Consider the following 23,150-nt stretch of genomic DNA (forward strand, 5'->3'; position numbering starts at 1 on the left):
CTCCAAGTCAAATCAGGCATCAGGACAGATCCAGCTCACCCAGCAACTGGGCCAGCAAGTCAGGATCTGCGTCCTGCAGCATCTGCACATCCAGGCGGCTGCCCAGGTGGTGGATGGTGAGGGGTTCAAACAGCGCTTCGCTGAGGTTGAGGCGCTGCCCACAGAGGGTTTCTGCCTGCTGTTGCAGGTGCAGGAGTGCGTGAATGTCCCCGCCCAGCGCAAAGAAATCTTCATGGATGCCCACCGGGTTGATGCCCAGCAGACCGGAAAACACCCCATGCAGGCTGTGCTCGGTGGGGGTGGTTGGGGGTGAGGTGTCCAGCGGTGCAGGAATCCAGGTGGGTTTCAGTTGCTTGCGGTCCACCTTGCCGTTGGGGGTGAGGGGAAAGTGCTGCACAAACTCAAAATGGGCAGGAACCATGTGGGGCGGCAAAAATTGCCCGAGGTGCTGGCGCAATTCCACTGCACTGATGGGGGTAGAGGTTTGCAGGTAAGCAGCAAGCTGGATTTCACCACCCACCTGCACCGGCAGCACCACCGCCTGTTGCACCTGCGGGTGACGGCACAGCACCGCTTCAATTTCTCCGGGTTCAATGCGGAAACCCCGGACTTTCAGCTGGTGGTCGCTGCGCCCCACATAAAGCAGTTGCCCCTCTTGCACCCGCACCAGGTCACCGGTGCAGTACAGCCTTTCCTCACCCTGCTGCACAAAACGGGATTCGGTGAGTTCCGGGCGGTTCCAGTAGCCTTTCGCCACCCCCAGACCGCCAATCCACAGTTCCCCCACCGCTCCGGCAGGGACAGGTCTGAGCTGTTCGTCCAGCACGTGCAGGGAGGTGTTCAGAATGGGCTGACCCAGGGTGATGGGTGCCTCTGGCAGCATGCGTTGCAGCGTGGACCAGATGGTGGTTTCGGTGGGTCCGTACATGTTCCACAGCTCCACCCCCAGAGCCAGTATTTCTGCAGCCAGCTGGGCGGGCAGGGCCTCTCCTCCGATCAAGGCTTTGAAGGGTTTTTCGGGTGTCCAGCCAGCATCCAGCAGCATGCGCCAGGTGACCGGGGTGGCCTGCATCACTGTGGCTGTCCGGGCCAGTTCCATCAGAGCAGGGCCGTACATGGCTTCTTCTCTGGAGGCCAGCAGCACCGTTGCGCCCACCGTGAGAGGCAGGAACAGCTCCAGGCCCGCAATGTCAAAAGACAGGGTTGTCACGGCCAGCAGCACATCTTCTTCTGTGAGGCCAGGACGCTCCTGCATGGACAGCAGGAAGTTGTCGAGTCCTGCCCGGTTCACCATCACCCCTTTGGGCGCACCTGTTGAACCGGAGGTGTACATCAGGTAGGCCAGATCTTCCCCGCTGCAGTTCAGGGCAGGCGCAGTGTCGGGTTGCCGGGCCAGGGTGTCTGCCAGCCCCTGCAGCAGCAAAACCTCACAGGGAAACTGGAATTCCTGCTGCAGGGGCTGGCTGGTGATGAGGGCTTTCAGCTGGGCATCCTGCAGGATGTATTCCAGTCGGTCCCGGGGGAAACGGGGATCCAGCGGCACATAAGCCGCTCCGCTTTTCAGCACGGCCAGCAGGGCCAGCAGCATCTGGGGGCTGCGCTCCAGGCAGATGCCCACCCGGTCTGCTGGGGTGATGCCCTGCTGCAGCAACTGGTGGGCCAGCCTGCTGGATTGTCGGTCCAGCTCGGAGTAACTGAGGTCTTCCTGCCGGGAGCGCACAGCCACTTTGTGGGGGTTCAGCATGGCCTGACGCTGAAAGGCCTGCAGCAGGTGATGCTGCGGAACCTGCCTTTGCTCTCCCTGCCCCACCACCGCAACACCCATGGGGTGGTCCTGCACGGGCCGTTCCGGGAAGGCGGTGAGGCCCTGCAGCAGGCAAACATACTGATCCAGCAGGGTCTGCACGGCTTTCTCGCTGAACAGTTCGGTGCGGTATTCCAGCGTCAGCTGCTCTGGCGTGAACTGCACCCTCAGGTCATGCAGGCGGTGCGGCATGTGGGCAAACCGTTCCAGCAGCAGCCCTTCACCCAGCCAAAGAGGGTCTGCAGCCGTGAAAGCCAGCGGGCATACCGGATGCTGGCGGGGAACCCCGGACAGATTCGCCTGCTGCCACAACCCTGCATTGGACAGGGTTTTCTGTTCCTGCTGCATCAGGTCTACAAAAGACATCTGACCCGTGATGTGCACGGCAACGGCCCTGCTTTGATGGGACAGCCAGAAGTTCTCCTGCCCACCCAGGCGGTAAATCAGCACCTGAAAAGCCGCAAAAGCAGTTTTTGCATCCAGCTTTCTGAGGGCATGCGGCCACTGGAAGGTCCGTTGTGCCGCCTTCCAGTGGGGCCGGGCAGGTCGGGCATAAGAAGCAGGGAGTTCAGCAGGAACCCCATCCCCTGCAGGCAGGTCCGTTTGTGGGCTGTCCTCCAGCAGAGGAAGACCCCGCGAACGCCGGGACACCTGTGCTGCAAACACATCCAGCGCAGCTTCATCCAGGCCCAGCGGGTGCGCCACCAGTCCGAACAGCATGCCTTGTGGCAGACTGGCACTGAAAGAGCGCAGGAGTGGCGGGTGCTGCAGGTCAAAAGGGCTGTGCAGCTGCACCTCCAGCCAGGAGGTCAGGTTTTCTGGCTTGTTTTCGCTGTGCTGATGGGCAACCACACCTGCAGGGACTGCACGTGCTCCGTTCAGGTCCACCACCGTGTGCAACTCAGGGGTGGCTTCCAGCGCCTCCTGAACCCAGCCTTTCAGCGTTTCAGGGTCCACGGCTGGCCCTTCCCACAGCCGGACATGGTGTTGCAGGTCGGAGGGCTGCAATTGCTGCAGCAGCAAAGAGAGGGTCTGGTGGGCGTTCAGCGTTCTGGGTGGCTTCTCAGGCTGATGGCTTCTGGTCTGGGGTGCAAATATGGGCTCCTCAACCACCCGAATCCCCAGGTCCCGCAGCACCTTTGCGGTCTTCTCGATGGTGAGGCGACCATCGAAAAACACCTGCTGGGGCAGCATCACCCCAAAATGCCCATTTAAATGGGTCCAGAGTTGCACCACCTGCAAAGAACTGCCTCCCAGTTCAAAGAAACTGTCCTGGATTCCCACTTCAGGCAAGCCCAGCACCTTCTGCCAGAGGTGCTGCAGCACCCTTTCCAGGCTGTCGCGGGCCGTCCGGGTGGGTTTTTGCTGGGAGGGTGCATTTTCAGCAGTCCGGGGTTGCAACTCCAGGGTTTCCCCGTTCAGCAGGGCATCCAGGCTCTGGTTGAACAGCACAGAGAGTTCATGGACCACTTTTCTGAGGGGCCATTTGCAGTCCCAGTCTAGGCGCACGCCTTCCGGGTGGACTGTTTCACCCACCGTGAGGCGCAAGTCCTGCTGGGTCATGCTGGCGGGCACCACCCCTTGCAGGCGTGCCGTGAGGTTTTGCCGGGTGATTTCCGGGATGCGTTCCAGGCCCTGCATCACAAAACCTGCGTTCAGGGGAGTGGCATTGCGGTCTGCTTCACGCAATCCGGGCAGCAGCACTTCATAAGGCAGCAGGTGCTTCAGGCCAGCGAGCACCGTCTGGCGCATCTCGCTGCCAAAGCGTTCTGCAGGGATCTGGCCTGACCAATGACTGCGCACCGGGAGCACATTCACAAAACAACCTGCCGTGTGCTGCCAGTTTCCCCGGCGGCCTGAAACCACCACACCAGTCATGACCTGCTCTGCCCTGCTGTGCTGGTGGAGGGCCAGATGGTACGCAGAGAGCAGCACCATGAAGGGGGTCATCTGTTGCGCGCGGGCATGCTTTTTCACCTGCTCCCAGCGGCTCCAGGGCAGCACTTCCGTGTGCCTGCTGAGCCGGTCCACGGCAGACAGAGGATCTGGGAAGGCAACGGCAGGGCGTGCGCCTGCAAACTGGGTTTCCCAGTACTGCAGGTGCCCTGCTGTCGGGGGTTGCTGGTGCTGCACATGCTCCTGATAGGAAGCCGCTGTGGGGGTCTGGTTCAGCAGGCCCTGCAGCAACACCTCCAGCGAGAAGTAATCTCCGGCAATGTGGTGCAGCGTCACGCCCAGTTCAAACCGTTCATGTCCACACTGGAAAAGCATGGCCCTGAGCATGCAAGGTCCGGTCAGGTCGATGGGATCTTCGCTGAGGCCTTCCAGCACCTTCGCCATCACCCGCTCCTGCTGGTCTGCCTGCAGGTTTTGCAGGTCCAGCAGGGGAAGGTCGGGGGTGTAAGGTGCTTCCAATTGCTGCAGGGGGCCTGAAGCAGCAAGGTGGTAAGAGGTGCGCAAAACCGGATGACTGAAAACCAGCTGGGTCAGACGCCCTTGCAAGAGGTTCGGGGTCCAGGGGCCTTCCAGGGCGATGCGAGCGGTGATGTGGCTGGCATGGGTGGCCTGATGGGATTGCAGGAAAGCATCCAACAACCAGAATTGCCGCTGTTCCGGGCTGAGGGGAAAGGGAGCAGACGTTTCCGGCGAGGTGAGGGCCACTGCAGGCTGGTTTTCCGCAGGGTTTTTCAGTTGCTGGCGGATCTCCCGGATGGACATCCCCGCAAGCAAATCTTCCAGTGAAACTTCAGAACGTGCAGACAGCCAGTGCTGGAACTCCATGAGTTTCAGCGAATCCAGACCCAGTTGCAGAAGGGAGAGGTCATCTTGCAGCTCATGGGCAGCAAAGGGTCCCAGTTGCATGAGTTGCAGGGAGAGGGGATCCTGCGGAGCAGCAGGCGTTTCAAGGGACTTTGCACCTTCCAGAGCAACAATTTCACTTTGCAGAAAGCGTGCACGGGTCAGGGTGCGTTGCAGTTTTCCGCTGGAGGTCTTCTCCAGGCTGCCAGGAGGAACCAGCAGCAGGTGCCGCAACTGCAACTGGTGCTCCAGGGCCACCGCTTCACGCACATCCTGCAGCACCCCCCCCAGGTCGGTTTTGCGGTGGGAGCGGCGCACCTCCTGCACCACCACCAGTTCTCCCGCTTCATCGGTGAACGCCACCCCTGCTCCGGGTTCCAGGGCAGCATGGCTGGATTGCACCGTGGCTTCGATGTCCTGCGGGTAGTGGTTGCGCCCCCGCACGATCAGCACTTCCTTGATGCGGCCCGTGACGAACAGTTCCTGCTGCCACAGGAAACCCAGGTCTCCGGTGGGAAAACCAGCTTCTGCCCTGGGGGGTTTGTGCCAGTAGCCAGGGCTGACACTGGGTCCAGACACCACAATCTCCCCAATTTTTCCCTCCGGGAGGGGCAGTCCGGTCTGGGGGTCCAGGATGTCCACCTGCAGTCCCTCTCGCACCTGTCCGCATCCCACCAGTTCGCGGCCCTGGGGGTCTGGAACGGCCTGGTGCTGCTGCAGCTGTTCAGGGTTGAAGGTGGAGGACATCCAGGGTTCACGGGCGTCTCCTCCGGTGACCATCAGGGTGGCCTCGGCCAGTCCGTAGCAGGGATACAGGGCTTTTTCCTGAAAACCAGACGTCAGAAAGGCCTCTGAGAACTGCCGCAACACTGCAGGTCGGATGGGTTCTGCGCCACAGAATGCCACTTCCCAGCAGGACAGGTCCAGGGTCTCGCGGAACTCGGGGGTGGTTTTCTGCACGCACAGTTCATAAGCGAAGTTGGGGCCTCCGCTGCAGGTGGCCCTTTCATTTGCGATGTGCTGCAACCAGCTTTCTGGTTTTTTCAGGAAGGCCACCGGAGGCATCAGGTGCACCTCGAACCCCACAAAAAGCGGGGTGAGGATGCCCCCGATCAGGCCCATGTCGTGGTAAGGTGGCAGCCAGATCATGCCTTTGCTGTCCTGGTGCAACCTGAAAGCATCCTGGATGGTTTTCAGGTTGCTGAGCAGGTTCTGGTGGGTGAGTTTCACCCCTTTGGGGGCCGAGGTGGACCCGGAGGTGTACTGCAGGAAAGCCAGGCTGTCCGGGCGCACCAGGGGCCGCTGGTACGTTGCAGCCTGTTCATCGGGGATCTGGTCGGTGGCCATCCACTGGCAGCGCGGATCTGCAAGACGCTGGGGGTGTTTGCTGTGAAGGCCCTTGATTGTGGCAGAGGTGCTGAGGATCAGGCGGGCCTGTGCATCGTGCAACACGGCATCCAGTCGCCCCATGGTGCGTTCCGAGGCGGGAGGATAGGCAGGAACGGCCACCACCCCGGCATACAGGCAGCCCAGGAAGGCCTGAATGTACTCCAGTCCTGCGGGGTACATCAGCACGGCGCGGTCTCCGGGCTTGAGGGTGGCTTGCAGGACGGCGGCAATGCTGCGGGCCCGCACATCCAGGTGCTGGTAACTCAGGGAGCTGCGCTGCTGGTTTTCGCTGTGAAAGGTGAATCCCATCTGATCGGGTTGCTGGGAAGCGCGGAGGGCACACAAATCAAGCAAGGTATCCAGGGGCTGTGATGAACCGGGTGAATGAATGTGCATAAATTTCGAGTTCAACCTAACAGGTCAAAATCAGGTTTCTGGCACCATCGGTCTAGGTTTCAGGGAAATGCCTTAGCTTTGCCAGGGAAAACACCTTAAGTTCCAGCAAACGAAAGACAGCAGATTTGCAAGCGTTGCCCGGAATGGCCTTCGGTGCAAAATCTCACCCAGAGAGCAATTTTAACGTACAGGAAAATCCAGAGGCATGCCTTTGCCGCGCTGATTTACAAAAGGGTTACATCATTTGACATTGTTTGGTCTGTCAAAAAACATTGTTTTTGCTCTTGAAAAACGCCAGGGGCAGCCTCAGAAGGCTGTCTCTTTTGAATATGGTTTTGCAAAAAAATACAGAACTGCATGAAATCATGCAATTCATGCCTGCTGCAGGTTGAGCTGGGTGTACGCCAGATGAAACCCCTGTGCCTGCACATGGCGGGCCGAAGCAGAACCTGCATCCGCCACCAGCAAAGCAAATTCCGCTCCCTGCTCTGCAGCCAGGGCCAGTCGGGTCTGCAACAGCAACTGGTGCAACCCCTGCCTGCGGAAAGCAGGCACCGTGGCATCTCCATTCAGAAAAGCCAGTCCGTCAAGCACCTGCACACAGGCCACCGCAGCCACTTGATCCCCCTGGTGCACCACCAGGCAGGTGGTGCCAGGACGCTCCAGGGAAACCACATTGAACAGTGCCGAAGCTTCCGTGCACTGCATTTCCCAGGCCAGATGCACCGCCTGCACCCAGGTTTCCCGGTCCGTCACCCGTTCCACCCTAAAACCCGCCAGCGGCTCTGGTCTGAAAGCACGGATCGGCAGCACAAATTTTCCAGACAACGAAGCCACCCGGTACTGGCGTTCCATCAGGTCATGCAGCACCTCTGGCTTTCCCAGAGAAGAAAAAGAAACAGCAGGACTGAGGCCACAGGAACGGTACAGGTCTTCGGCCTGCTGCCACTCATGGGCCGTCCCCCCGGAAAATTCAGCCCCGGAAATGCGGTTGATGGGGTGGTCCCTGCCCATCAAAAGGGCCATCCCCGCTCCCACAGGCAGGATCTGCGCTTCAGATTCAGGACTGAGCCTCTGCAATCCCATCACATACGCAGCGGCCACCTGGGTGTTGAACTGCTCAAGCCTTGCTGCAAAATCCTGATCCACAAACAAAGGGGCCACTGGGGCAATGGAGGTCATGGCCCACAGTGTAAGAACCTTCGGGGAAAAACCCTATACGGGATCTTCCTGATCTGCAATGTCTTCCCTGTCTGGACCCGCCCTTCCAGGCCATCCACTTTGGGGAGGAGGGGTTGTAAAGCGAAGTTTTTCTGTTGCCGTTCAATGAACTGGCACTTCACGGCCGTTCTTTCGCGAAATACTTCGCTGCCGTCTTGGGCAGAACGGCACCTAGAATGGGGCCTGCCCGCAGCTTTAAATACTGTGTTTCCTTCAAGGGTTCTCTGGAATCATCCCTTGCATCCGTTTGGGTGCCTGACAAAAGACCTAGACTGAATTGGGATTTTGTCCACTCCGGATGTCCCGCCTGAGCCTTCAAGGGAGTTGCTCCATGACCTCCAATCCAGATCTCACATCCAAAACCATCACCTTGATTTTCAATGGAGATTTTGAGTTGCTGGACCACACGGTCCAGGACCTGACTTTGCTGGACTTTTTCCTCAGTCACACCGAAATGTTTCGCAAAACCTCCTGCGGCATCCTGCCCGCCACTGGTCCTGCTGTCCAGAAGGCCCATGGCTACCAGAGGGAGACTTCGGCAAAAGGGCAGCTGCAACTGATTCACTTGCACCCACTGGAGAACCTGACCTGGGTGCAACTTGAAGCAGAATTGAAGCATGCGAATGCCATGCTGGAGGTGATGGCCGTGCTGGCAGACCCCTCTCTTTCCGCTGAACGCTGGGTCACCCAGGTGATCGCCCACATCAGTCAGGCTGCCCAGGCCGATGGATCATTTCTGGCTGTACAACAAGGTGACACCATGGTCCTTTGTCCCCCACAGGATTCTGTCCTGCTGGCGCAGAACCCAGTTTCACAGGCCAGGCGGGCCAGGGACCTCTTGTGGCAGGTGGCCACCACTGGCGTGTCGGTCTGCCATGACCATGTGCAACACAGTCCCGAAAACCTGCCCCTGTTTCTGGGCTTTGATCCTCCAGACCTGCAGTCTGTTGCCATGCTTTCCCTGACCCCCAGCGGATCTGAACGTGCTCTGGTGTTCTGTGCCTACCGCCTGGGTGTCCCCTGGAACACTGGGGTGCAGGACATGTTTGAACGTGCCCTGATGGCCCTGAGGACGGCCCTGGAGAAGCGTCGGCAGTGGAGGCAATTGCAAACCGCTGCCACCCATGATGGACTGACTGGACTGGCCAACCGTTCGGCGTTTGAACGGGACCTGGACCTCCAGATGGCCCAGTCCCTCCGCCACGGGCATCCGCTGGGTGTGCTGGTGCTGGACATCGACGGCCTCAAAAAGATCAACGACGAGCACGGACACCTTCGGGGAGACCAGTTGCTGCAAAGCTTTTCCCGGGGCCTCAGGAGGCACATGAGGATCGGGGATGTGTGCTACCGACTGGGTGGGGATGAATTTGCCGTGATGTTGACGCACAGTGCCGTGGGCAACAGAAGAGCCCTCCAGAAGCGCATCCGGCTGGTGATGCAGGACGTGCATCACCAGGGTTTCAAATCTGCCGGGGTCAGTCTGGGTCTGGCCTTCTTTCCACAGGAAGGCCAGACCCCCCAGGCGTTGTTGAAGCTGGCCGATGAGCGGATGTACCTCATGAAAAAACTTCACCACCAGCACCCGTGAACCCATGTTGACGGCCACCTCATCCAGTGACCAGCAGCGTTTGGGACAGGCTCTGGCGGTAAAGTTCTTCTGAAACCAGGAAACTGACCCGGCTGAAATCCAGCAGGCTTTTTCAAAAGGCTCATGCAGGGGTTTGTTTCCTTGACTGTATGGACCCCCTGCATGAAGGGCTTTGATGCATCATCCCTCCATTTGTTTTCTTTGCTGGGTGTCCCACTGGCCCCTTTTGCGGGACAGCATCAAAGTCGCAATCAGGCGTTCCACCACCAGCACCTGTCGGTAGCCCAGTTGCTCAAACACCGAAGCCAGCATGATCTTGACCCGGTCTCCGAACCGGGGATAGCGTTGAACCATGAAGCCTTCAATGCCCAGCGATGCCAGGCTGATCAGCATGCCGTACAGCAGGGCCATGGTCAGAAACAGCACCGCGAATGTGCGGTCCAGGTGTCCAACCAGCAGCAGGACCAGGGTGAGCACATACCCGAACACCTCCAGCAAAGGAGCAAAAGCCTCAAAGAGCAGGTAATAAGGCAGGCTGAACATCCCGATGCGGCCATACCTGGGATTCAGGAACATGGATTTGTGGATCCACAGGGTTTCCAGGAGGCCCCGCTGCCAGCGGTTGCGCTGTTTGCGAAGCATCCCCATGTCCTGGGGCACCTGGGTCCAGCAGATGGGATCCATGGTGTAACGGATCTGGTAGTTCAGTTTCTGATCCCGCATCTGACGGTGCAGGCGAACCACGAGTTCCATGTCCTCTCCCACCGTGTCTGTGCGGTAACCTCCCACGTCCAGCACCGCTTTGCGTGAAAAGAGCCCGAAGGCTCCCGAGACAATCAGGAGCACGCCCATCATGCTGAAGGTGGAGCGTCCAGCCAGGAAGGCCCGGGTGTACTCCACCACCTGAATGCGTTCCAGCCAGCTTCTGGGGGGTTGCATTTCGTGGACCACATCGTTGCGGACGTGTGACCCGTTCATCACCCGCACGGTTCCCCCCACTGCAATCAGGTGGTCGTCTTCCAGGAACTGCCTCGCCACCTGCAAGAGGGCCTCGGCGTCCAGAATGCTGTCTGCATCCACCGCACAAAAAAGAGGTCTGGTGGCATGGGTGATGCCCACATTCAGTGCGTCCCCTTTGCCCCCATTGGCCTTGTCGATCACCAGCAGGTGAGGGTGCCTGCTGCAGCGGTAGACCCCGTGAATGGCCTGGGTGGGCAACAGCCGTGAAGGGAACTCCTCGCTTTTTTGCAATTCAAACCCATCGAGCAGCACCTGCAGGGTCCGGTCACTGGAACCATCGTTGATGACGATGACTTCAAAGTCCGGGTAATCGAGGCCCAGAAAGGCCCGCACAGAAGCCTCGATGGTCTGTTCCTCATTGAAGGCAGGCACCAGCACACTGATGGGACGGTGGTAACCTTTCTCCAGCTGGGATTTCATCAGGTTCTGGTGACCTCCCATGGACGTGCGGACCATTTCCTGGGAGGCAATCAGCACGCTGATGGCATACAGGATGTTCAGGAACGCGAAATAAGCAACAATCAGCACCTCCAGAATGTGCAGAAGGGTGGTGAACATGGGAGACAAATCCATCATGGAACCTCAATTCATTGAAATGGGCCTGCAAAGGCAGAAGGGTGAACAGGTCAGAGCACCAGCAGGTGCTGGTGGGCCATGTCACGGGCGTAAGGGTCGCGGTGATGCAACCGGGCGTCTTGCAGGGTGTGGAGGCCTTCTGGCCCCCGCAACATCAGGGCCTGAGCGCTGTTGTGCCTGACCCACCAGGAGGCATCTGCAAGGCCGTCATACAGCACCTGCAGCACCCTCTGATCTTGCAGGGGGGCACTGGCCCGCATGGCCTGGGCGCGCACAAACCACACCGGGTCCGTCACCATGCCCATCACGGTGTCACTGCCTGTCCCGGGGAGCACCCCTCTGAGGGAGAGGACTTTCAGGCTGGAGGCCCGCACGTCCGGGTCTTTCGAATACAGCAATTCCAGGCACTCGGCTTCACAGGCCGTGGTGTCAATGTAGACCAGGGCATGCAGGGCCAGCAGTTGCAATCGGGCCGAAGGGTCTTGCAGCAACTGCCGGAGCAAGAGGGTGCCCTGTTCTCCCAGCAACACCAGCAGCTGTTCCAGCCGACCTGAACTGAAACGTTCTCCCACAAACACTTCGGTGAAGGTACGTGCCACCAGAGGTTCGGTGGTTCTGTTCATCCCCATGGAGCGGGCCAGGGCAGCAAAGCCCAGAAAGGAGAGCTCAGGATGGGTGGAGTGACTGATGGCCTGCAGGTGCGAGTGGGTTTTTTGCTCGCAGAGCAAGGTCCAGCGTTCGAGCACCTGAATTTTCTGCAACACCGCCCCCCGACCTTGCAGGATCCGCACGTCTGCAGCCAGCAGACCACTCTGGTCGTAAAGTTGCCCCACCCTGCCATGCAGCGTGCCTTTCAGGCTGAGCAGGCCATCTGCGGCCAGAGGATCACGGGTGTGAGGGATGGGCGCATGATTGAACACCACTTCATTCCACACGGCAGCCCAGCGGTCCAGCTGTCGGTTTCTGTGCCGCTGCCGGTTTTCACTGTAGGCAAAGAACAAGGCCTGATAGGCCACCGTCAGCACGATGCACACCAGGGTCACCAGCATCAGCAGGACCAGCACCTGGTAAACCATTTCCGATCTGGCTTGCAAAGTGGGCATGAGCAGCACGTAAATCAATGCTGCCAGGGTCACCACCACGGTCACAGCCATCAGCAGGGAAACCAGGCTCAGTCCATTCCATCCAATGCGTCTCCACATGTTTCTCCTTCACAGGCCTTTTCAGGCAGGGGGGTTGCAGTCAGAAGTTCAGCAGCGGAGGGGTTTGTTCAGAACACCTCATGAACCACCCGGCCAAAACACATCATCTGCTGGCCGTGATGAATCAGCAGGATGTCACGGGCCTGCAATTGCTCAGATCTAGAAGGGGTGCGCACCGCCAGGGTGAGGCCCCCTTCTTCCCAGGCTTTGAGGTGTTCTTGCAGGATCACGCTCACATCACTGAAGGAATTCAGGTGCTGCAAGAGCTGAAAGCGTTCCATGTCGTGGGTCAGAACCTGATCCTGGAAATGCACATGGGTGTCATCCAGGCCCACAGCATGCAATTCTTCCAGCGCAGCATCAAGGTGTTCCGGTCGAAGAATGCAGATCAGGAAACCCTGAGGGTAAACAGGAAGGTTTCTCATGTTTTTCTGACGGGTGCAGGGGTGCTGAATGAACGGCTGAACAGGTGCTCAAATCCAGCCGTCATGGCTTGCAGGTTCATCCATTTGCCTCCGGGCATGCGGAAGTACAGTTGCCCCAGCAGGGTGAACGCCACCTGCACCTCCACCCTGCGAGAAGGGCTTGAAGCATTCAGGAGGTCCTGGATGTCGTCTTGCATCTCGAGGTCTTCAAGGTCTCTGGGGTGGTATGCAGGATTCTCAGATCGGAAAGACAGCTGAAGGGTGCCGTCTGAATTTCTACTGCAGGACACATCTCCCGTCAGGTGAAACGCCTGCTTCACCTGCGGCGCAGCAAAGATCACCTGCACCCGTTTGCTGGCCACAGGCACATCCGCTTCAGGAAGGCTCAGGAACAGCATGGGAGGGGGGTTTTTTTCGGGGGTCATGGACCTTTTCATGTCTTTCTCCTTGCAGAGCCTGTCACACTGGATTCGTTGCTGGATTCGTTGCTGGATTCATGCAAGGGTGGGGTCTCAGGCGGCATCCTCGATGCGGCGCGGTTCGTTCCCTTCCAGTCGTACAGCAGGGCGATTCCCACCCCGAAGTGCAGCCACATGTTTCCCCTTGAGAGGGGCAGGTCCAGCAGAGAGGATGTGCCGATGCCCAGCACCGCCAGCACCACAAAAAAGAATCCCAGACTGGCAGAAGCCGTGTGGGCCGTCTGGTCGCGGGTCAGAACGCCTCCCATCAGCAGGATGGCTGAAAGCAGATAGACCCACACCAGGGTGCGGTTCACCGTGAACACTTCAAAAAGCTGGCCTGAACCCGCCACCTTGAAGGTGGCGAGAATGCTCAGGCCCATCAGCAACAGGGCCACCCAGGCATCGAGACGGCGGACAAAATGTTCCATCAGGTCTTTCCTTTCTTCTGTTCATTCCTGCAGGGGTTCAGCACCCTGGTGTGGTTCTCTGAAGGGCGTTCAGGAAAAAGCGAGCGATGGAGTTGAAGGTTTCCCTGGCTTCATGATCGGTCCATCCTGTTACCAGCAAGTTACCCTGCCTGAGCGTTCCCTCAGCAGGAGGATTTCAGCAGGTAACACCCTGGTAACATCACCCTTTTAAGGTCAAAGGGTACAGGGGAAAGACTCCCCTGCCGATCGCCCTCTCAGACCAAGGAGGACCACATGAAAGCACTCTGGATTTCTCTGGGGAGCACCCTGGCCGGTGCCATCCTGCTCTATTTCGCACTGGGGTGGTACCACACCTTCCAGGACGCCCGGCGGCACCTGAAGGCTGCAGATGAAGACAGGGATCAGGGACATCCTGACATCCTGCAGCGAAGACGCCCATCACCTCCTGTTCCCATGGCCTGATGCCATTGTGGTGACCCACAAAGAGAACCCCTGCTTTCAACGGCAAGGGGTTTTTTCTGGTTCAGATCAGGACTGGAACGGGGTTTCATCAAAGTTGGCCTGTCCACACCACTGTCGAAGAACGCAACCCCGTTCAAGATCCAGCGTGTCCCTGGCGCAGGGAACGGCAAGCAGGAGGTTGTTCTTGATGTCCTCTGCAAGTTGCACGGTTTCAGGCATGGGGGTGTCTTGCACTTCCATTTTCAGCAGCAACACGAACCTGCGGTAATGCTCAATGGCATCAAACTTGCTGTACATCTGGGACATGCAGCGCATCAGGTCCTGGTGGTGGTGCTCCCCGAGGTAGGGGTCGGCATGCAGGGCCTGCTGGCGGGCAGCGATGGAGCTTTTGCACTCCAGGCGCTCACACAGGAGGCGGGCCAGATGCAGCAGGGCGCGGGCCTGTTTGGCCTGCAGGTCTGCCCGGATGCCCAGCACCCAGTCGCTGCTGAGTTCACACAGGTAAAGCCCCTGGTAGTGTTCAAGGGTGTCTTTCAGCCCCTGCATTTGCAGCCCTGGATCCGTGTGATGCCGGACGTCTTTGAGACCAGCACGGAAACGCTGCACATCGCTGACCTGCACAATGAGGTCATTGAGGTGATACACCCCATGCTCCTCGAGCACACTGTCCTGGGCGTGCAGGGCCTGCCGGATCCGAAAGACCGTCACCCGGAAGCGGGTGTTGATCAGGGTTCCGGGTTCGACGTTCCACACCTCACGCACCACCTGATCCCGGGTGCGACCTGCAGGATGGGAAAGCAGGTAAAAGAAGACCTCTCTGGCCCCCTGGGCATGCCACTGGGGTTCATTCCCATTGACGAGCACACGGGTGATCCCGAGGGTCTGCACCTCCAGGTTGAAACGTTCTGCTTCAAAAGGCTGGACTGGAGGAGACGCATCCATGAAGCCTCCTTGACCGGATGAACCGGTTCCTAGCGTTTGACCCGCACATACTCGTGCACCAGGGGCGGGGAGGTGATCCCAAAAAAGGCCCGGTCAAACTGCATGGCAGCTTCCTGGAGGCCCTGCCAGGGGCCATCAAGCAGCCTGAACCACATCTGGCCCATTTCGGTGAAAGCCACCTGTATTCTGGCCTGTCGTGTGCCAGGGTAGAGATCTGGCACGGCATGGGCCATGTTCAGGTCGATGAGGTCATCGGGTCGATACTGGGGATTTTCGGTTTCAAAACCCACCCCGATGGTGCCATCTGACAGCAGCTGATAGGACGGAATTCCAGCCATGTGGAAGCAGTGTTGAATGGCAGCCTGTTTGAATTGTTCTTGCAGACGGAAGCACAAGCCGGGAAAGTTCTGCAGGTTGGCGGTCAATTGTTCAAGCGGCTGGAAGGGTGCAGGCATGGGATTCATGGTTTTCTCGATTCATGGAGGCGACTGACCTCATTCAAAAGAAGGGGCACACAGGGTGCCCGGAATTGTGGGGGGCTGGCAGGGGCTGTTTCAGCTCTTGAGGGGAAAATCGATGTCTCTTTGAATTCTGGGGTCGACCTCAGGCAGTTCCCCGGGCATCATCGGTGGAACTGCGGGCATCTGGGATGCCGGACGGCGCAGGGTTTCCGTGCGGGGCTCTAAGGGAAGAACAGGAATGGAGGGTTCGGGTTTTGGCTGGGTCATGATGACCTCCTGAAATTTAAAGGGATGCAGATGAAAATGAAGAATTTCATCCAGAACGGCCCATCGCATGTGCAGGCTTCATTCCTGCAGCAGGGGTGCATGACATCATGCAACGCTGGTTGTCTGGTGGTTCAAAACAAGTCTAAGGCATCAATATGAGTGGGGCATCCGGAAATGATTTTGTGGTGGAGAATGCTTCAAAGAACGGCACATGGGTTGGATTTTCGCTTTGCATGAAATAAATTTGCATAAAATAAATAGGAGAATCACATTTTGGATTCACTTCTCAAAACCCTGCGTTTGATTTAAAAAACGGCCTGATCTGTTTGAGACCTGCAGTCTGGATTTTGCTGGGCATGCAGTACAACAATGGGCCCAACCGCCCGGCCGAGAGGGGCGATTGGGCAGGGTTCATCCCTCATGCGGGATGGGCGGGTTTGCGAACTGCCGTCTGGTCCGGAAGGATCAACCAGGTGTACAACAGGGTCAGGGCCACCAGCAGGTGCATCCACAGGTTCCCGCCCTGCAAAGGCAGGTCCAGCAGAGACGGGGTAAAAATGCCCATGAAGGCCATCAGGGCGTATCCAAACCCCAGCCAGGTTGACACCCTCACAGCGAAGGTGCTGCTCACCAGCACCGCCGCGCCCAGCAGCAGGACACTGATCAGGTAGACCCACATCAGGGTCACCGTGACCGGGAACACCCCCAGGGCCAACCGACCTGCATTGGACACCACGAACGTTCCAGCACTGCAAAGCAACATCAGCACCAGCGCAACCACCGCCTGGGTTTTTTGCATCATGGACATCATGCACCTCCTTGTTCTTACAGGTCTGCAAGACCATGCTGGGGCACACCGGGGCAGAACCCGACATGAGACCTCAGGTGCCGGAGAGTCCGCACCTGACAGTTTCAGCATGAAGGGGAGGAGTTACCAGCAGGTTACTCCTGCTGAAGGATGTTCAGGTTGACAGCGTCGCAAAACGAGCTTCAGAGGATCTGACGCAGCCCCTGAAAGTCAATCAACCCTCAAGGATGCAGGCAACCTCCGAAAAGGAAGGGTTGCCAACAAAGCCAGACCCTCCAGGACCCTGTCAGGATGCCTGGCGTTTTGACCGACCAGGAGGTCTGCCTTGAGGTTTCCCCTGATGCCTGAGCTCCTCTGAGGTCCTCTGGCAGCGATCAAGGATTGAAGTCCACTCTTGCAGGGTTCTCAGGCCAAACTCGATGGCCTGAGCCGGACTGCTGCACCCTGTTCCGGCCAGAAATTCCTGTTTGGCTTGAGAAAGGACAAGTCGATTCATGTTTCATACCAACATGCCAGCAAGTGAGGGGGGTGAGCCTTCACAAGGCCATTCTCTTGCATTGATGGATTGCCTCCACAAATGATGGTTTTGCTCGCTTTATTTCTGCAGGCTTCAGGTGCAGGGAAGAGGATGGGCCATGGATGACTTCAAAGTTGAACTCTGGAAAGATCACCTCACGGAACACCAGAAGGGTGTTGTTGAGCACCTGGAAAACAACGGTTATTTCTTTGTGTGGAGGGATGCCACGGAAACTGTGATTCATCCCCCCAGGTTGGTTCACCCTGGCAGTCGCCCCGGGGAAGCTGTGGCCTGTGAAGTGTGGCATGAAGACCGTTGCCTGCTGAGGTTCTCCCGTTTTGCGTTTGATGATGGTGTGGGGGCGTTGATCAACCAGATGGTGGTGGACATTCAGAACACGGTGCAGCAATCCTGAGGAAAGAGGCTCAGGAGATGGGCAAAAGGCGTAAGACTGTCCCCTGAATCCTGCTGACCCTCTGACTTTGAGGCCCAGGCCAACTGCATGCCAGATCACTCCGGGTGCTCTGGGGGGTCCGCATTTCCATCATGTTTCTTCAGGAGTTCCATCTTGCAGCATTGCAGAAGGATCAATCATGCCTTTTGGAGATCTTCCCCTTGCACATCCACAATGAGGGATGAATCCACAAATGCATCACCTGGAGCTTCACACCAGCAAGCAAGACTCCCAACTGTGGGAACCGGTGGCGCTTGGAAACTGGATTGAGACCCTCACAGGCCAGCAGGTCAATGTGGAAGCCGTGTTGCACCAGAAACGCCACTTCAAGGTGATCCTGTATGTCACAGATGAGGAATTTACAGTGTTCAGGGACCTGCTGGAACAGCACTTTCAGGTGCCCTGAAAGCCAGGGGCACATCAGGGCTGGGTGCTCGCGCCTCCCGCAAGGCCTCCAGAATCACCTGCTCAGTGTTCTGCAGACCCAGCAGGGGAATGACCAGGGCCTCCATGTCCGCCAGTCTGGCGCGAATGTCGTGGTCGGCAAGGTCCACCTGCATCTGCCGATGGCGGGTGTACTGGTCCTTGAACCGCAAACGGACAATCTCGGTGAGCAGGCGACGCAAGATGGGCAGCAACAATTCATGGTTCATGGAACCTCCTGAAGGATGCAGAGAACGCCGGGGTTCCCGGCGTTCTCACGCGAAAAGGGGTTTGGGTTCGGTCCCCCAAACCTCCAAGCTCACTGCAACAAAAGAGCACCAGCGGTGCAGTGGCATGTCGGTTGGAGCATCAGGACCGTCCAGAAGGATGATGCGGAGGGGTCACTGTAAGGAGAGGATTTCCAGTTGACCTGTTGTGCCCTGCAAGGTGGTTCCTCTGGGCACCAGTGCATAAATGCACATGCGGCCCACAAAGATGAATTGATGGATGCGGAATGCCTGAAGCCCCAGTCCATCAGGTTCACATGAGAAGCAGGCTTTTGCAGGTCATCCTCCGTTCAGGAAAACGATGGTTTGCAGCTGTCAGGTTGTGAGGGTCTCCTCCGCATGGGGTGCGGTTCGTTAACCAGAACCCGCCTGCAAAACATGTCGAAACAGCACCCTCCACACATCTACGGAACTGTTGCTGGTAACACCCAGGTAACTCCTGGGAGCTACCTTGAATGCATTCACAGTTCATCGGTTGGATGACAGGCACGGACACAGCGCGAAAGTCCGTGCCTTTTTGGAAGGAGTTGACATGAAGAGCACATCTCTCACTGCTGTGGCACGCAAAGTGCTTTTTGCGGAACCAGACAACCCGAGTGTCACTTTGACCTTGCCCTGGCATGCCCCGGGACTGAGGGGTGACTTCATGTGTCTGAGAGATCTGGTGTCTCAGGTGGGGTCTCGCTTGCTGGAGGAGCACGAAGCCTGGGTGCTGGAGGCCCTGCTGGGCAACCTGGAGGGGGCTTCAGTGCTGTTGAGGCATCCTGTAGAAGCGGCGGGAATGGTGGTGTATGCCAACAGAGGCTTCGTGCACGTGCATCCTCTGTACAGTCCAGTTGCCACAACCATGGTGGTTGCGCCCCAATGGATGCTTCGTCCTGTGCTTTATGATCTTGCCCGGACCGTTCATTAGTGGGTGTTGCATCTGGGAGGCACACACATCCGCCTCTATCGAGGTCACCAGGGCAGCCTGCACGAAAAGTTCCGTTTTGGGTTCCCCTTTGTTCGGGATGGGCAGTTTGCTTGCTTAAGAGACGCTTTGCTGCTCACCCAGGAGGCTTTCATGTGGCCTCTGGTGGTTGCTGGATCTGCAGGGGACCTGCAAGAAATCGCAGGTTTTCCAGACATCCAGCCCTGGCGAACCACCCTGATTGCCCCCTGGAATTCCTTGCAGGAACTGGCGAGAGAAGTGTGGGGTGGGATTCAAGGGCAGTTTGCTTTCGATCGCAAGCAGAGAAACCTGCAGGTTTTGAGAGATGCTCAGGGACACACTTTGCAGGATGTGAAAGGCATCCTGAAGGCCAGCCCATCCCATCAAGGGGCAGTGTTGCTCGTGCGTGCGGACGTGGGAGCAACACTACACGGTTCTGAGGAGTTGGCCCCAGGGTCGAAAGTCACCCTCAGCATGACCTGTGGGGGCGCAGAAGTGGAACTGCGGGTGCAGGACACCGGGATTGGCATTCCCGAGGAGGACCTGGAAAAGGTCTTTGAGCGCTTCTACCGGGCCAGCCACCAGAGGCTCGGCAAAGATCCGGGGGGAACAGGTCTGGGCCTTGCGATTGCCCGGACGATTGTGGACGAGCATGGGGGGACCATCCAACTGGAAAGCAAGGTGGGGGTCGGCACCACAGTGGTGGTCCGGCTGCCTGCCCAACGGGAATTGAGCTGAACAAAAGAAACCCCTCAGGTGCACCCAGAGTGGTCTGAAGGGCGAGGGAAAAGCTGCTTTCAAGGCTGTGCCGTGAGGGGCCGGGGAATCCCTGCAGCTTCATGAAGGTCCATGGGAGCAGAGGTCAGAGGTGCAGTTGGTTTTGTACAGACTTCAGGGAGGAAACAGCGTACAACAGAGGGACATTGTTTGATCACCCTGAGAGGGCCCCATGGAACACCCGAACATTCGCACTTTGCATTTTGATGATGTGCCCCGCAGCATGGCAAAAGAAATCACCACCCTATCAGACCTGACCTGGCATTTTGGCCCTCAGGGGGAGGGGTTTTTTGGGCAGGACCTGAGGAAGGTGGCCCGGGAGAAACTGGGGATGGACCTGCTGGAGATGCAGGGGGCCAGTGGGGACGTGGTGGAAACGGCGATTCTGGATGGGGTTGCCCGGCATGGGTCGCACACATTGCTGGTGTTGCAGGTGCATCCAAATCCCATTGAAGGTTACGTGTGTCTGGTGGCCAACCCACGTTTGGGTCTGGTGGACAGGGTGCTGAGCCGGGTGCCGGGTCGAGAGCGGCAGATCTGAGGGTGTGTTTGACTTGATCGAGCTTACCGCTAGAAGTTGTGGGGTCAGGGCAGGTCACACGGAACAATGGAAAGCCCACCAGGTCATTTGAGATGACCCTGGGAGTTCCGGTTCTGCTGGTGGTGTAAAAGCAAAAAAGGCCACTTGATACCTGGTGACAGCTACCCTAACCCCCTCCTGACCCACTTGACCAGAAGCCTCTGTTTACTGTCGCAGCCGGTCAACCGTCGGGACAGTGGCAGCTTCAGAATGCGTGCGGGGCCAGGTCCAGGCGGAGCGCAGGATGAAAGCCAGCAGCAGCACCTCAATCCCGATGGAAAGGCCATAGAAGGCGGCCCATTCCCAGGATGCCCCTGCCGCGTTGAACATGGAGTAGGGGATCAGAAGCGTTGCAATGACGAGGTTGGTGGCGCGGTTCACCCGGGCGGGCAGCGTCATGGAGAGCCACACCATCATGGCCGGAACCGACACGGACACCAGGAAGATGGTCAACAAGGTCGAACTGATGTCGAACTTCCAGATGAGGCCATTCAGGATGCCGTCGATGACGCCGGGCTTGTAGAAGTTGAGGATGTCAACATAGATGTAAAGGAACATGAAGCTGGTCCAGGCTGCCGCGATTCTGGCTTGCACAGGGATCTGCAGGTTCTGAAAAGTGCTGTGGTTGGGGAGGTGTCGTGTCATGTTTTTTGCTCCTTCGTTTGCTTTCGTGTGCTCAGCCAGCAGCAGAATTGTCAAGGTGAGGGGCAACCCTGGAATCAGCGCACCCCCCTCTGCTGGTTCCCAGTTTGCCGCTCTAGCTGCAAGATTCCTTCGGGAAAAACACAAGATTTGCACAATTTGGAGGATTGATCGGAGGATTGAACAGAAGAACAGGAGGTTGTTTCCTGGGTTGGTGTTTTACGGATCAACGCAGCAGGATTGCCAAGATTTCTTGACGGTTTCTTGAAACCACCTTGCAGAGAGTGAATATACTGAAAACTGTGAATGCAAACCCGCTGGTTTTGATTGTCGAGGACGAGCCTGACATTGCCGATTTGCTTGAGGCATACTTGCGTCGCGAACACTTTCAAACCGAGCGGGCAGCGGACGGCCCGGGTGCAGTGCGTTTGCACCATGCGGCCCGCCCTGATCTGGTGCTGCTGGACGTCAACCTTCCAGGATTTGATGGCTTTGAGGTGCTCCGAAAAATCCGGGAAGGTGCCCAGACCCCCATCATCCTGGTGACGGCGCGGGCCGAAGACCTGGACAAATTGCTCGGCCTCAAGCTGGGTGCAGACGATTACGTGGTCAAACCGTTCTCGCCGCTCGAGGTGGTGGCCAGGGTCAAAGCTGTGTTGCGCCGGGTGGGAATGCAAACCAGCACCCAGCCACTGCGCTACGGTGAACTCGAACTGGACCCGGTGGCGGTACGGATCCGGGTTTCAGGGGTGCGGCTGGACACCACCCTGACCGAATACCGCATTCTCGAGCACCTGCTGCGGCATCCCAACCGCACGTTTTCCCGGGCCGAACTGCTGGAAGTCGCCCTGCCCGATTCCGACGCGCTCGAACGGGTGATGGACACCCATCTGGGAAACCTGCGCAAAAAACTCGATCAGGCGGGAATGCCCAAGATCATTGAAACCGTGCGCGGGGTGGGGTTTCGCCTGAGGCTGGAATGAAAGGGCCTCGTGTGACTGGACCTCAGGGAACGGCGGCTCCACAACAAAGGGGGGTCGAAAAATCTGGCCGGGTCTGGCACTCGATTCGGGCCGAACTGACCCTCACCCTGTGGGGTCTGGTGCTGTTGACCGCCCTGATGGTTTTTCTGGTGCTGGCCATCATGTTCGATGCCTATTTGACCAGCACCCATCAGCACAGCACTGAAATCCTGTCCAGGCGCTTTGGGATTCCCCCCCAGCAGTTCGAGCAAGTCCTCCAGGAGGCTGGAATTCGGGCCGATGCCGCCCTGAAATTGAGTTTGACCCGGGGAGAGGAAGGCAGGTTCTTTTTGTTCCTGCTGGGGGTGACCCTGTTGTTGCCTTCCCTGCTGGCCTGGTGGTCGTCACGCCGCTTTGCCCGGCCGCTCACCCAGCTGTCCAGGGCCGCACACCTGCTGACCAGCGGCGATTTCTCCGCCCGGGTTTCGCTGAACAAGAGCCTGGAGCGCCGCGAAGATGAAACCGCCCTGCTGCTCAAAGACTTCAATCAGATGGCAGCGTCGCTTGAACGGCTCGAGCAGGAAAGGCGCTACACCCTTGCCGCCATTGCCCACGAACTGCGCACCCCGGTGACGGTGCTCAGGGGACGGCTTGAAGGTGTCAGGGACGGGGTTCTGGCAGCCAGTCCAGGGGAGCTCGAAAAGCTGCTGGGGCACGCAGACCTGCTGGGCAAACTGATTGAAGATTTGCAGCTGCTTTCTCTGGCTGAAGCTGGAGAATTGCGGCTTGAGCGGCAGCATTTTGTGGTGCAGGATTTGCTGAAGCGCGTTGGTGGAGATTTCACGGCAAAAGCCGAGGGGCAGCACATCGGGTTGCACCTGGACCTGGCCCTCGAGCCCGTTTGGGTGAATGGCGACCCGCAACGTTTGTATCAGGTCCTGGGCAACGTGCTGGGCAATGCGTTGCGCCACACCCCACCCCACGGCAACATACGCATCCAGCTCAGGGTGGACGCACAACACCTCACCATTGAGGTTGAGGATTCTGGTCCTGGATTCACCTCCGAGGCCCTGAGCAGGGCGTTTGAACGGTTTTACCGCAGCCCTGACCGGGGAAGACAAAGTGGGGGCAGTGGGCTGGGGCTGGCCCTCTCAAAATCACTCATTGAGGCCCACGGCGGACAGATTGAACTGTTCAACAGTCCTTCTGGTGCGTGTGTGCGCATCACGCTCGGGATGGCATGAAGTGGTCGGGTAGCAGGGAAACATTGCTGTCTCCCCGCCCCCTCAGAACCGGACTTGAAGCTTTCACCTCATCCGGCTCAAGCC

At 58.2% G+C, this 23,150-nt stretch carries 22 protein-coding genes; 9 read left to right on the plus strand and 13 right to left on the minus strand.

Features of this window, described 5'->3' with window-relative positions:
• Positions 1-19: 19 nt before the first annotated feature.
• Positions 20-6,388, minus strand: a complete 6,369-nt coding sequence (locus tag IEY52_RS21715; RefSeq protein ID WP_268239752.1) for a non-ribosomal peptide synthetase — start codon at positions 6,386-6,388, stop codon at positions 20-22.
• Between the two features lie 372 nt (positions 6,389-6,760).
• Entirely contained in the window at positions 6,761-7,570 is an 810-nt protein-coding gene (locus IEY52_RS21720; protein ID WP_189006922.1) for a GNAT family N-acetyltransferase, read from the minus strand.
• Between the two features lie 370 nt (positions 7,571-7,940).
• Between IEY52_RS21720 and IEY52_RS21725 the strand changes: the two genes are divergently transcribed.
• Entirely contained in the window at positions 7,941-9,197 is a 1,257-nt protein-coding gene (locus IEY52_RS21725; RefSeq protein ID WP_189006925.1) for a GGDEF domain-containing protein, read from the plus strand.
• A 180-nt stretch (positions 9,198-9,377) separates the two neighbouring features.
• On the opposite strand, the gene IEY52_RS21730 is transcribed toward IEY52_RS21725, so the two are convergent.
• The 5 genes from IEY52_RS21730 to IEY52_RS21750 all read right to left on the minus strand — a co-directional run bounded on the left by IEY52_RS21730 (position 9,378) and on the right by IEY52_RS21750 (position 13,309).
• Positions 9,378-10,793 (minus strand): glycosyltransferase family 2 protein, encoded by a 1,416-nt coding sequence (locus IEY52_RS21730; protein WP_229684912.1) that lies wholly within the window; start codon positions 10,791-10,793, stop codon positions 9,378-9,380.
• Positions 10,794-10,843: 50 nt separating this feature from the next.
• On the minus strand, positions 10,844-11,995 hold the full coding sequence (locus IEY52_RS21735) for a HEAT repeat domain-containing protein (protein ID WP_189006928.1): 1,152 nt from the start codon (positions 11,993-11,995) through the stop codon (positions 10,844-10,846).
• A 68-nt stretch (positions 11,996-12,063) separates the two neighbouring features.
• Positions 12,064-12,420 (minus strand): hypothetical protein, encoded by a 357-nt coding sequence (locus IEY52_RS21740; protein WP_189006931.1) that lies wholly within the window; start codon positions 12,418-12,420, stop codon positions 12,064-12,066.
• The gene (locus tag IEY52_RS21745; protein WP_189006934.1) at positions 12,417-12,857 is read right to left on the minus strand and encodes a hypothetical protein; all 441 of its coding nucleotides are present in this window, start codon (positions 12,855-12,857) and stop codon (positions 12,417-12,419) included. Before IEY52_RS21745 ends, IEY52_RS21740 begins: the two co-directional genes overlap by 4 nt.
• A complete protein-coding gene (locus IEY52_RS21750) occupies positions 12,854-13,309 on the minus strand; it encodes a DUF4383 domain-containing protein (RefSeq protein ID WP_189006937.1) in 456 nt (151 codons plus the stop codon). Before IEY52_RS21750 ends, IEY52_RS21745 begins: the two co-directional genes overlap by 4 nt.
• A gap of 273 nt (positions 13,310-13,582) precedes the next feature.
• On the opposite strand from IEY52_RS21750, the gene IEY52_RS21755 reads away from it, so the two are divergent.
• Positions 13,583-13,771 (plus strand): hypothetical protein, encoded by a 189-nt coding sequence (locus IEY52_RS21755; protein ID WP_189006941.1) that lies wholly within the window; start codon positions 13,583-13,585, stop codon positions 13,769-13,771.
• A gap of 66 nt (positions 13,772-13,837) precedes the next feature.
• Here the strand turns inward: IEY52_RS21755 and IEY52_RS21760 are convergent, their stop codons facing one another.
• The 4 genes from IEY52_RS21760 to IEY52_RS21775 all read right to left on the minus strand — a co-directional run bounded on the left by IEY52_RS21760 (position 13,838) and on the right by IEY52_RS21775 (position 16,252).
• Positions 13,838-14,713 carry an AfsR/SARP family transcriptional regulator gene (locus IEY52_RS21760; RefSeq protein WP_189006944.1) on the minus strand — a complete coding sequence of 292 codons (876 nt, stop codon included), beginning with the start codon at positions 14,711-14,713 and terminating at the stop codon, positions 13,838-13,840.
• A gap of 29 nt (positions 14,714-14,742) precedes the next feature.
• Entirely contained in the window at positions 14,743-15,168 is a 426-nt protein-coding gene (locus tag IEY52_RS21765; protein WP_189006947.1) for a hypothetical protein, read from the minus strand.
• 99 nt (positions 15,169-15,267) lie between these two features.
• On the minus strand, positions 15,268-15,441 hold the full coding sequence (locus IEY52_RS21770; RefSeq protein ID WP_189006950.1) for a hypothetical protein: 174 nt from the start codon (positions 15,439-15,441) through the stop codon (positions 15,268-15,270).
• A 418-nt stretch (positions 15,442-15,859) separates the two neighbouring features.
• Positions 15,860-16,252, minus strand: coding sequence for a hypothetical protein (locus IEY52_RS21775; protein ID WP_189006953.1), 393 nt, complete (start codon positions 16,250-16,252; stop codon positions 15,860-15,862).
• 632 nt (positions 16,253-16,884) lie between these two features.
• Here IEY52_RS21775 and IEY52_RS21780 point away from each other — a divergent pair.
• Together IEY52_RS21780 and IEY52_RS21785 are read left to right on the plus strand one after the other, a co-directional pair.
• The gene (locus IEY52_RS21780; RefSeq protein ID WP_189006956.1) at positions 16,885-17,181 is read left to right on the plus strand and encodes a hypothetical protein; all 297 of its coding nucleotides are present in this window, start codon (positions 16,885-16,887) and stop codon (positions 17,179-17,181) included.
• Positions 17,182-17,401: 220 nt separating this feature from the next.
• A complete protein-coding gene (locus tag IEY52_RS21785; protein ID WP_189006959.1) occupies positions 17,402-17,626 on the plus strand; it encodes a hypothetical protein in 225 nt (74 codons plus the stop codon).
• Here the strand turns inward: IEY52_RS21785 and IEY52_RS21790 are convergent.
• Positions 17,589-17,873, minus strand: a complete 285-nt coding sequence (locus tag IEY52_RS21790; RefSeq protein ID WP_189006962.1) for a hypothetical protein — start codon at positions 17,871-17,873, stop codon at positions 17,589-17,591. The genes IEY52_RS21785 and IEY52_RS21790 overlap by 38 nt on opposite strands.
• Positions 17,874-18,462: 589 nt before the next feature.
• Between IEY52_RS21790 and IEY52_RS21795 the strand changes: the two genes are divergently transcribed.
• The 3 genes from IEY52_RS21795 (at position 18,463) to IEY52_RS21805 (ending at position 20,179) form a co-directional block, all read left to right on the plus strand.
• Positions 18,463-18,843: a hypothetical protein gene (locus IEY52_RS21795; protein ID WP_189006966.1), complete on the plus strand. Its 381-nt coding sequence runs from the start codon at positions 18,463-18,465 to the stop codon at positions 18,841-18,843.
• Positions 18,844-18,993: 150 nt separating this feature from the next.
• The gene (locus IEY52_RS21800) at positions 18,994-19,599 is read left to right on the plus strand and encodes a sensor histidine kinase (RefSeq protein WP_189006969.1); all 606 of its coding nucleotides are present in this window, start codon (positions 18,994-18,996) and stop codon (positions 19,597-19,599) included.
• A 211-nt stretch (positions 19,600-19,810) separates the two neighbouring features.
• Complete coding sequence (locus tag IEY52_RS21805; RefSeq protein ID WP_189006971.1) at positions 19,811-20,179, plus strand: hypothetical protein; 369 nt, start codon at positions 19,811-19,813, stop codon at positions 20,177-20,179.
• Between the two features lie 204 nt (positions 20,180-20,383).
• Here the strand turns inward: IEY52_RS21805 and IEY52_RS21810 are convergent, their stop codons facing one another.
• Entirely contained in the window at positions 20,384-20,863 is a 480-nt protein-coding gene (locus IEY52_RS21810; protein WP_189006973.1) for a DUF6326 family protein, read from the minus strand.
• Between the two features lie 299 nt (positions 20,864-21,162).
• Between IEY52_RS21810 and IEY52_RS21815 the strand changes: the two genes are divergently transcribed.
• Positions 21,163-21,843 (plus strand): response regulator transcription factor, encoded by a 681-nt coding sequence (locus tag IEY52_RS21815; RefSeq protein WP_229684913.1) that lies wholly within the window; start codon positions 21,163-21,165, stop codon positions 21,841-21,843.
• Entirely contained in the window at positions 21,840-23,066 is a 1,227-nt protein-coding gene (locus IEY52_RS21820; RefSeq protein ID WP_189006975.1) for a sensor histidine kinase, read from the plus strand. The genes IEY52_RS21815 and IEY52_RS21820 overlap by 4 nt, the downstream gene beginning before the upstream one ends.
• The last annotated feature ends 84 nt before the right edge of the window (positions 23,067-23,150 follow it).

It is taken from the genome of Deinococcus roseus (genome assembly GCF_014646895.1).
Taxonomy (GTDB): Bacteria; Deinococcota; Deinococci; order Deinococcales; family Deinococcaceae; genus Deinococcus_C; species Deinococcus_C roseus.

Bases quoted from the DNA above. Each gene is read 5' to 3' on its own strand.
- IEY52_RS21765 (WP_189006947.1), bottom strand. From the start codon at position 15,168: ATGCCTGCACCCTTCCAGCCGCTTGAACAATTGACCGCCAACCTGCAG.
- IEY52_RS21735 (WP_189006928.1), bottom strand. From the start codon at position 11,995: ATGTGGAGACGCATTGGATGGAATGGACTGAGCCTGGTTTCCCTGCTG.
- IEY52_RS21810 (WP_189006973.1), bottom strand. From the start codon at position 20,863: ATGACACGACACCTCCCCAACCACAGCACTTTTCAGAACCTGCAGATC.
- IEY52_RS21800 (WP_189006969.1), top strand. From the start codon at position 18,994: ATGTGGCCTCTGGTGGTTGCTGGATCTGCAGGGGACCTGCAAGAAATC.
- IEY52_RS21730 (WP_229684912.1), bottom strand. From the start codon at position 10,793: ATGATGGATTTGTCTCCCATGTTCACCACCCTTCTGCACATTCTGGAG.
- IEY52_RS21725 (WP_189006925.1), top strand. From the start codon at position 7,941: ATGACCTCCAATCCAGATCTCACATCCAAAACCATCACCTTGATTTTC.
- IEY52_RS21785 (WP_189006959.1), top strand. From the start codon at position 17,402: ATGAATCCACAAATGCATCACCTGGAGCTTCACACCAGCAAGCAAGAC.
- IEY52_RS21780 (WP_189006956.1), top strand. From the start codon at position 16,885: ATGGATGACTTCAAAGTTGAACTCTGGAAAGATCACCTCACGGAACAC.
- IEY52_RS21760 (WP_189006944.1), bottom strand. From the start codon at position 14,713: ATGGATGCGTCTCCTCCAGTCCAGCCTTTTGAAGCAGAACGTTTCAAC.
- IEY52_RS21770 (WP_189006950.1), bottom strand. From the start codon at position 15,441: ATGACCCAGCCAAAACCCGAACCCTCCATTCCTGTTCTTCCCTTAGAG.
- IEY52_RS21820 (WP_189006975.1), top strand. From the start codon at position 21,840: ATGAAAGGGCCTCGTGTGACTGGACCTCAGGGAACGGCGGCTCCACAA.
- IEY52_RS21720 (WP_189006922.1), bottom strand. From the start codon at position 7,570: ATGACCTCCATTGCCCCAGTGGCCCCTTTGTTTGTGGATCAGGATTTT.
- IEY52_RS21715 (WP_268239752.1), bottom strand. From the start codon at position 6,388: ATGCACATTCATTCACCCGGTTCATCACAGCCCCTGGATACCTTGCTT.
- IEY52_RS21790 (WP_189006962.1), bottom strand. From the start codon at position 17,873: ATGAACCATGAATTGTTGCTGCCCATCTTGCGTCGCCTGCTCACCGAG.
- IEY52_RS21740 (WP_189006931.1), bottom strand. From the start codon at position 12,420: ATGAGAAACCTTCCTGTTTACCCTCAGGGTTTCCTGATCTGCATTCTT.
- IEY52_RS21795 (WP_189006966.1), top strand. From the start codon at position 18,463: ATGAAGAGCACATCTCTCACTGCTGTGGCACGCAAAGTGCTTTTTGCG.
- IEY52_RS21745 (WP_189006934.1), bottom strand. From the start codon at position 12,857: ATGAAAAGGTCCATGACCCCCGAAAAAAACCCCCCTCCCATGCTGTTC.
- IEY52_RS21775 (WP_189006953.1), bottom strand. From the start codon at position 16,252: ATGATGTCCATGATGCAAAAAACCCAGGCGGTGGTTGCGCTGGTGCTG.
- IEY52_RS21755 (WP_189006941.1), top strand. From the start codon at position 13,583: ATGAAAGCACTCTGGATTTCTCTGGGGAGCACCCTGGCCGGTGCCATC.
- IEY52_RS21750 (WP_189006937.1), bottom strand. From the start codon at position 13,309: ATGGAACATTTTGTCCGCCGTCTCGATGCCTGGGTGGCCCTGTTGCTG.
- IEY52_RS21805 (WP_189006971.1), top strand. From the start codon at position 19,811: ATGGAACACCCGAACATTCGCACTTTGCATTTTGATGATGTGCCCCGC.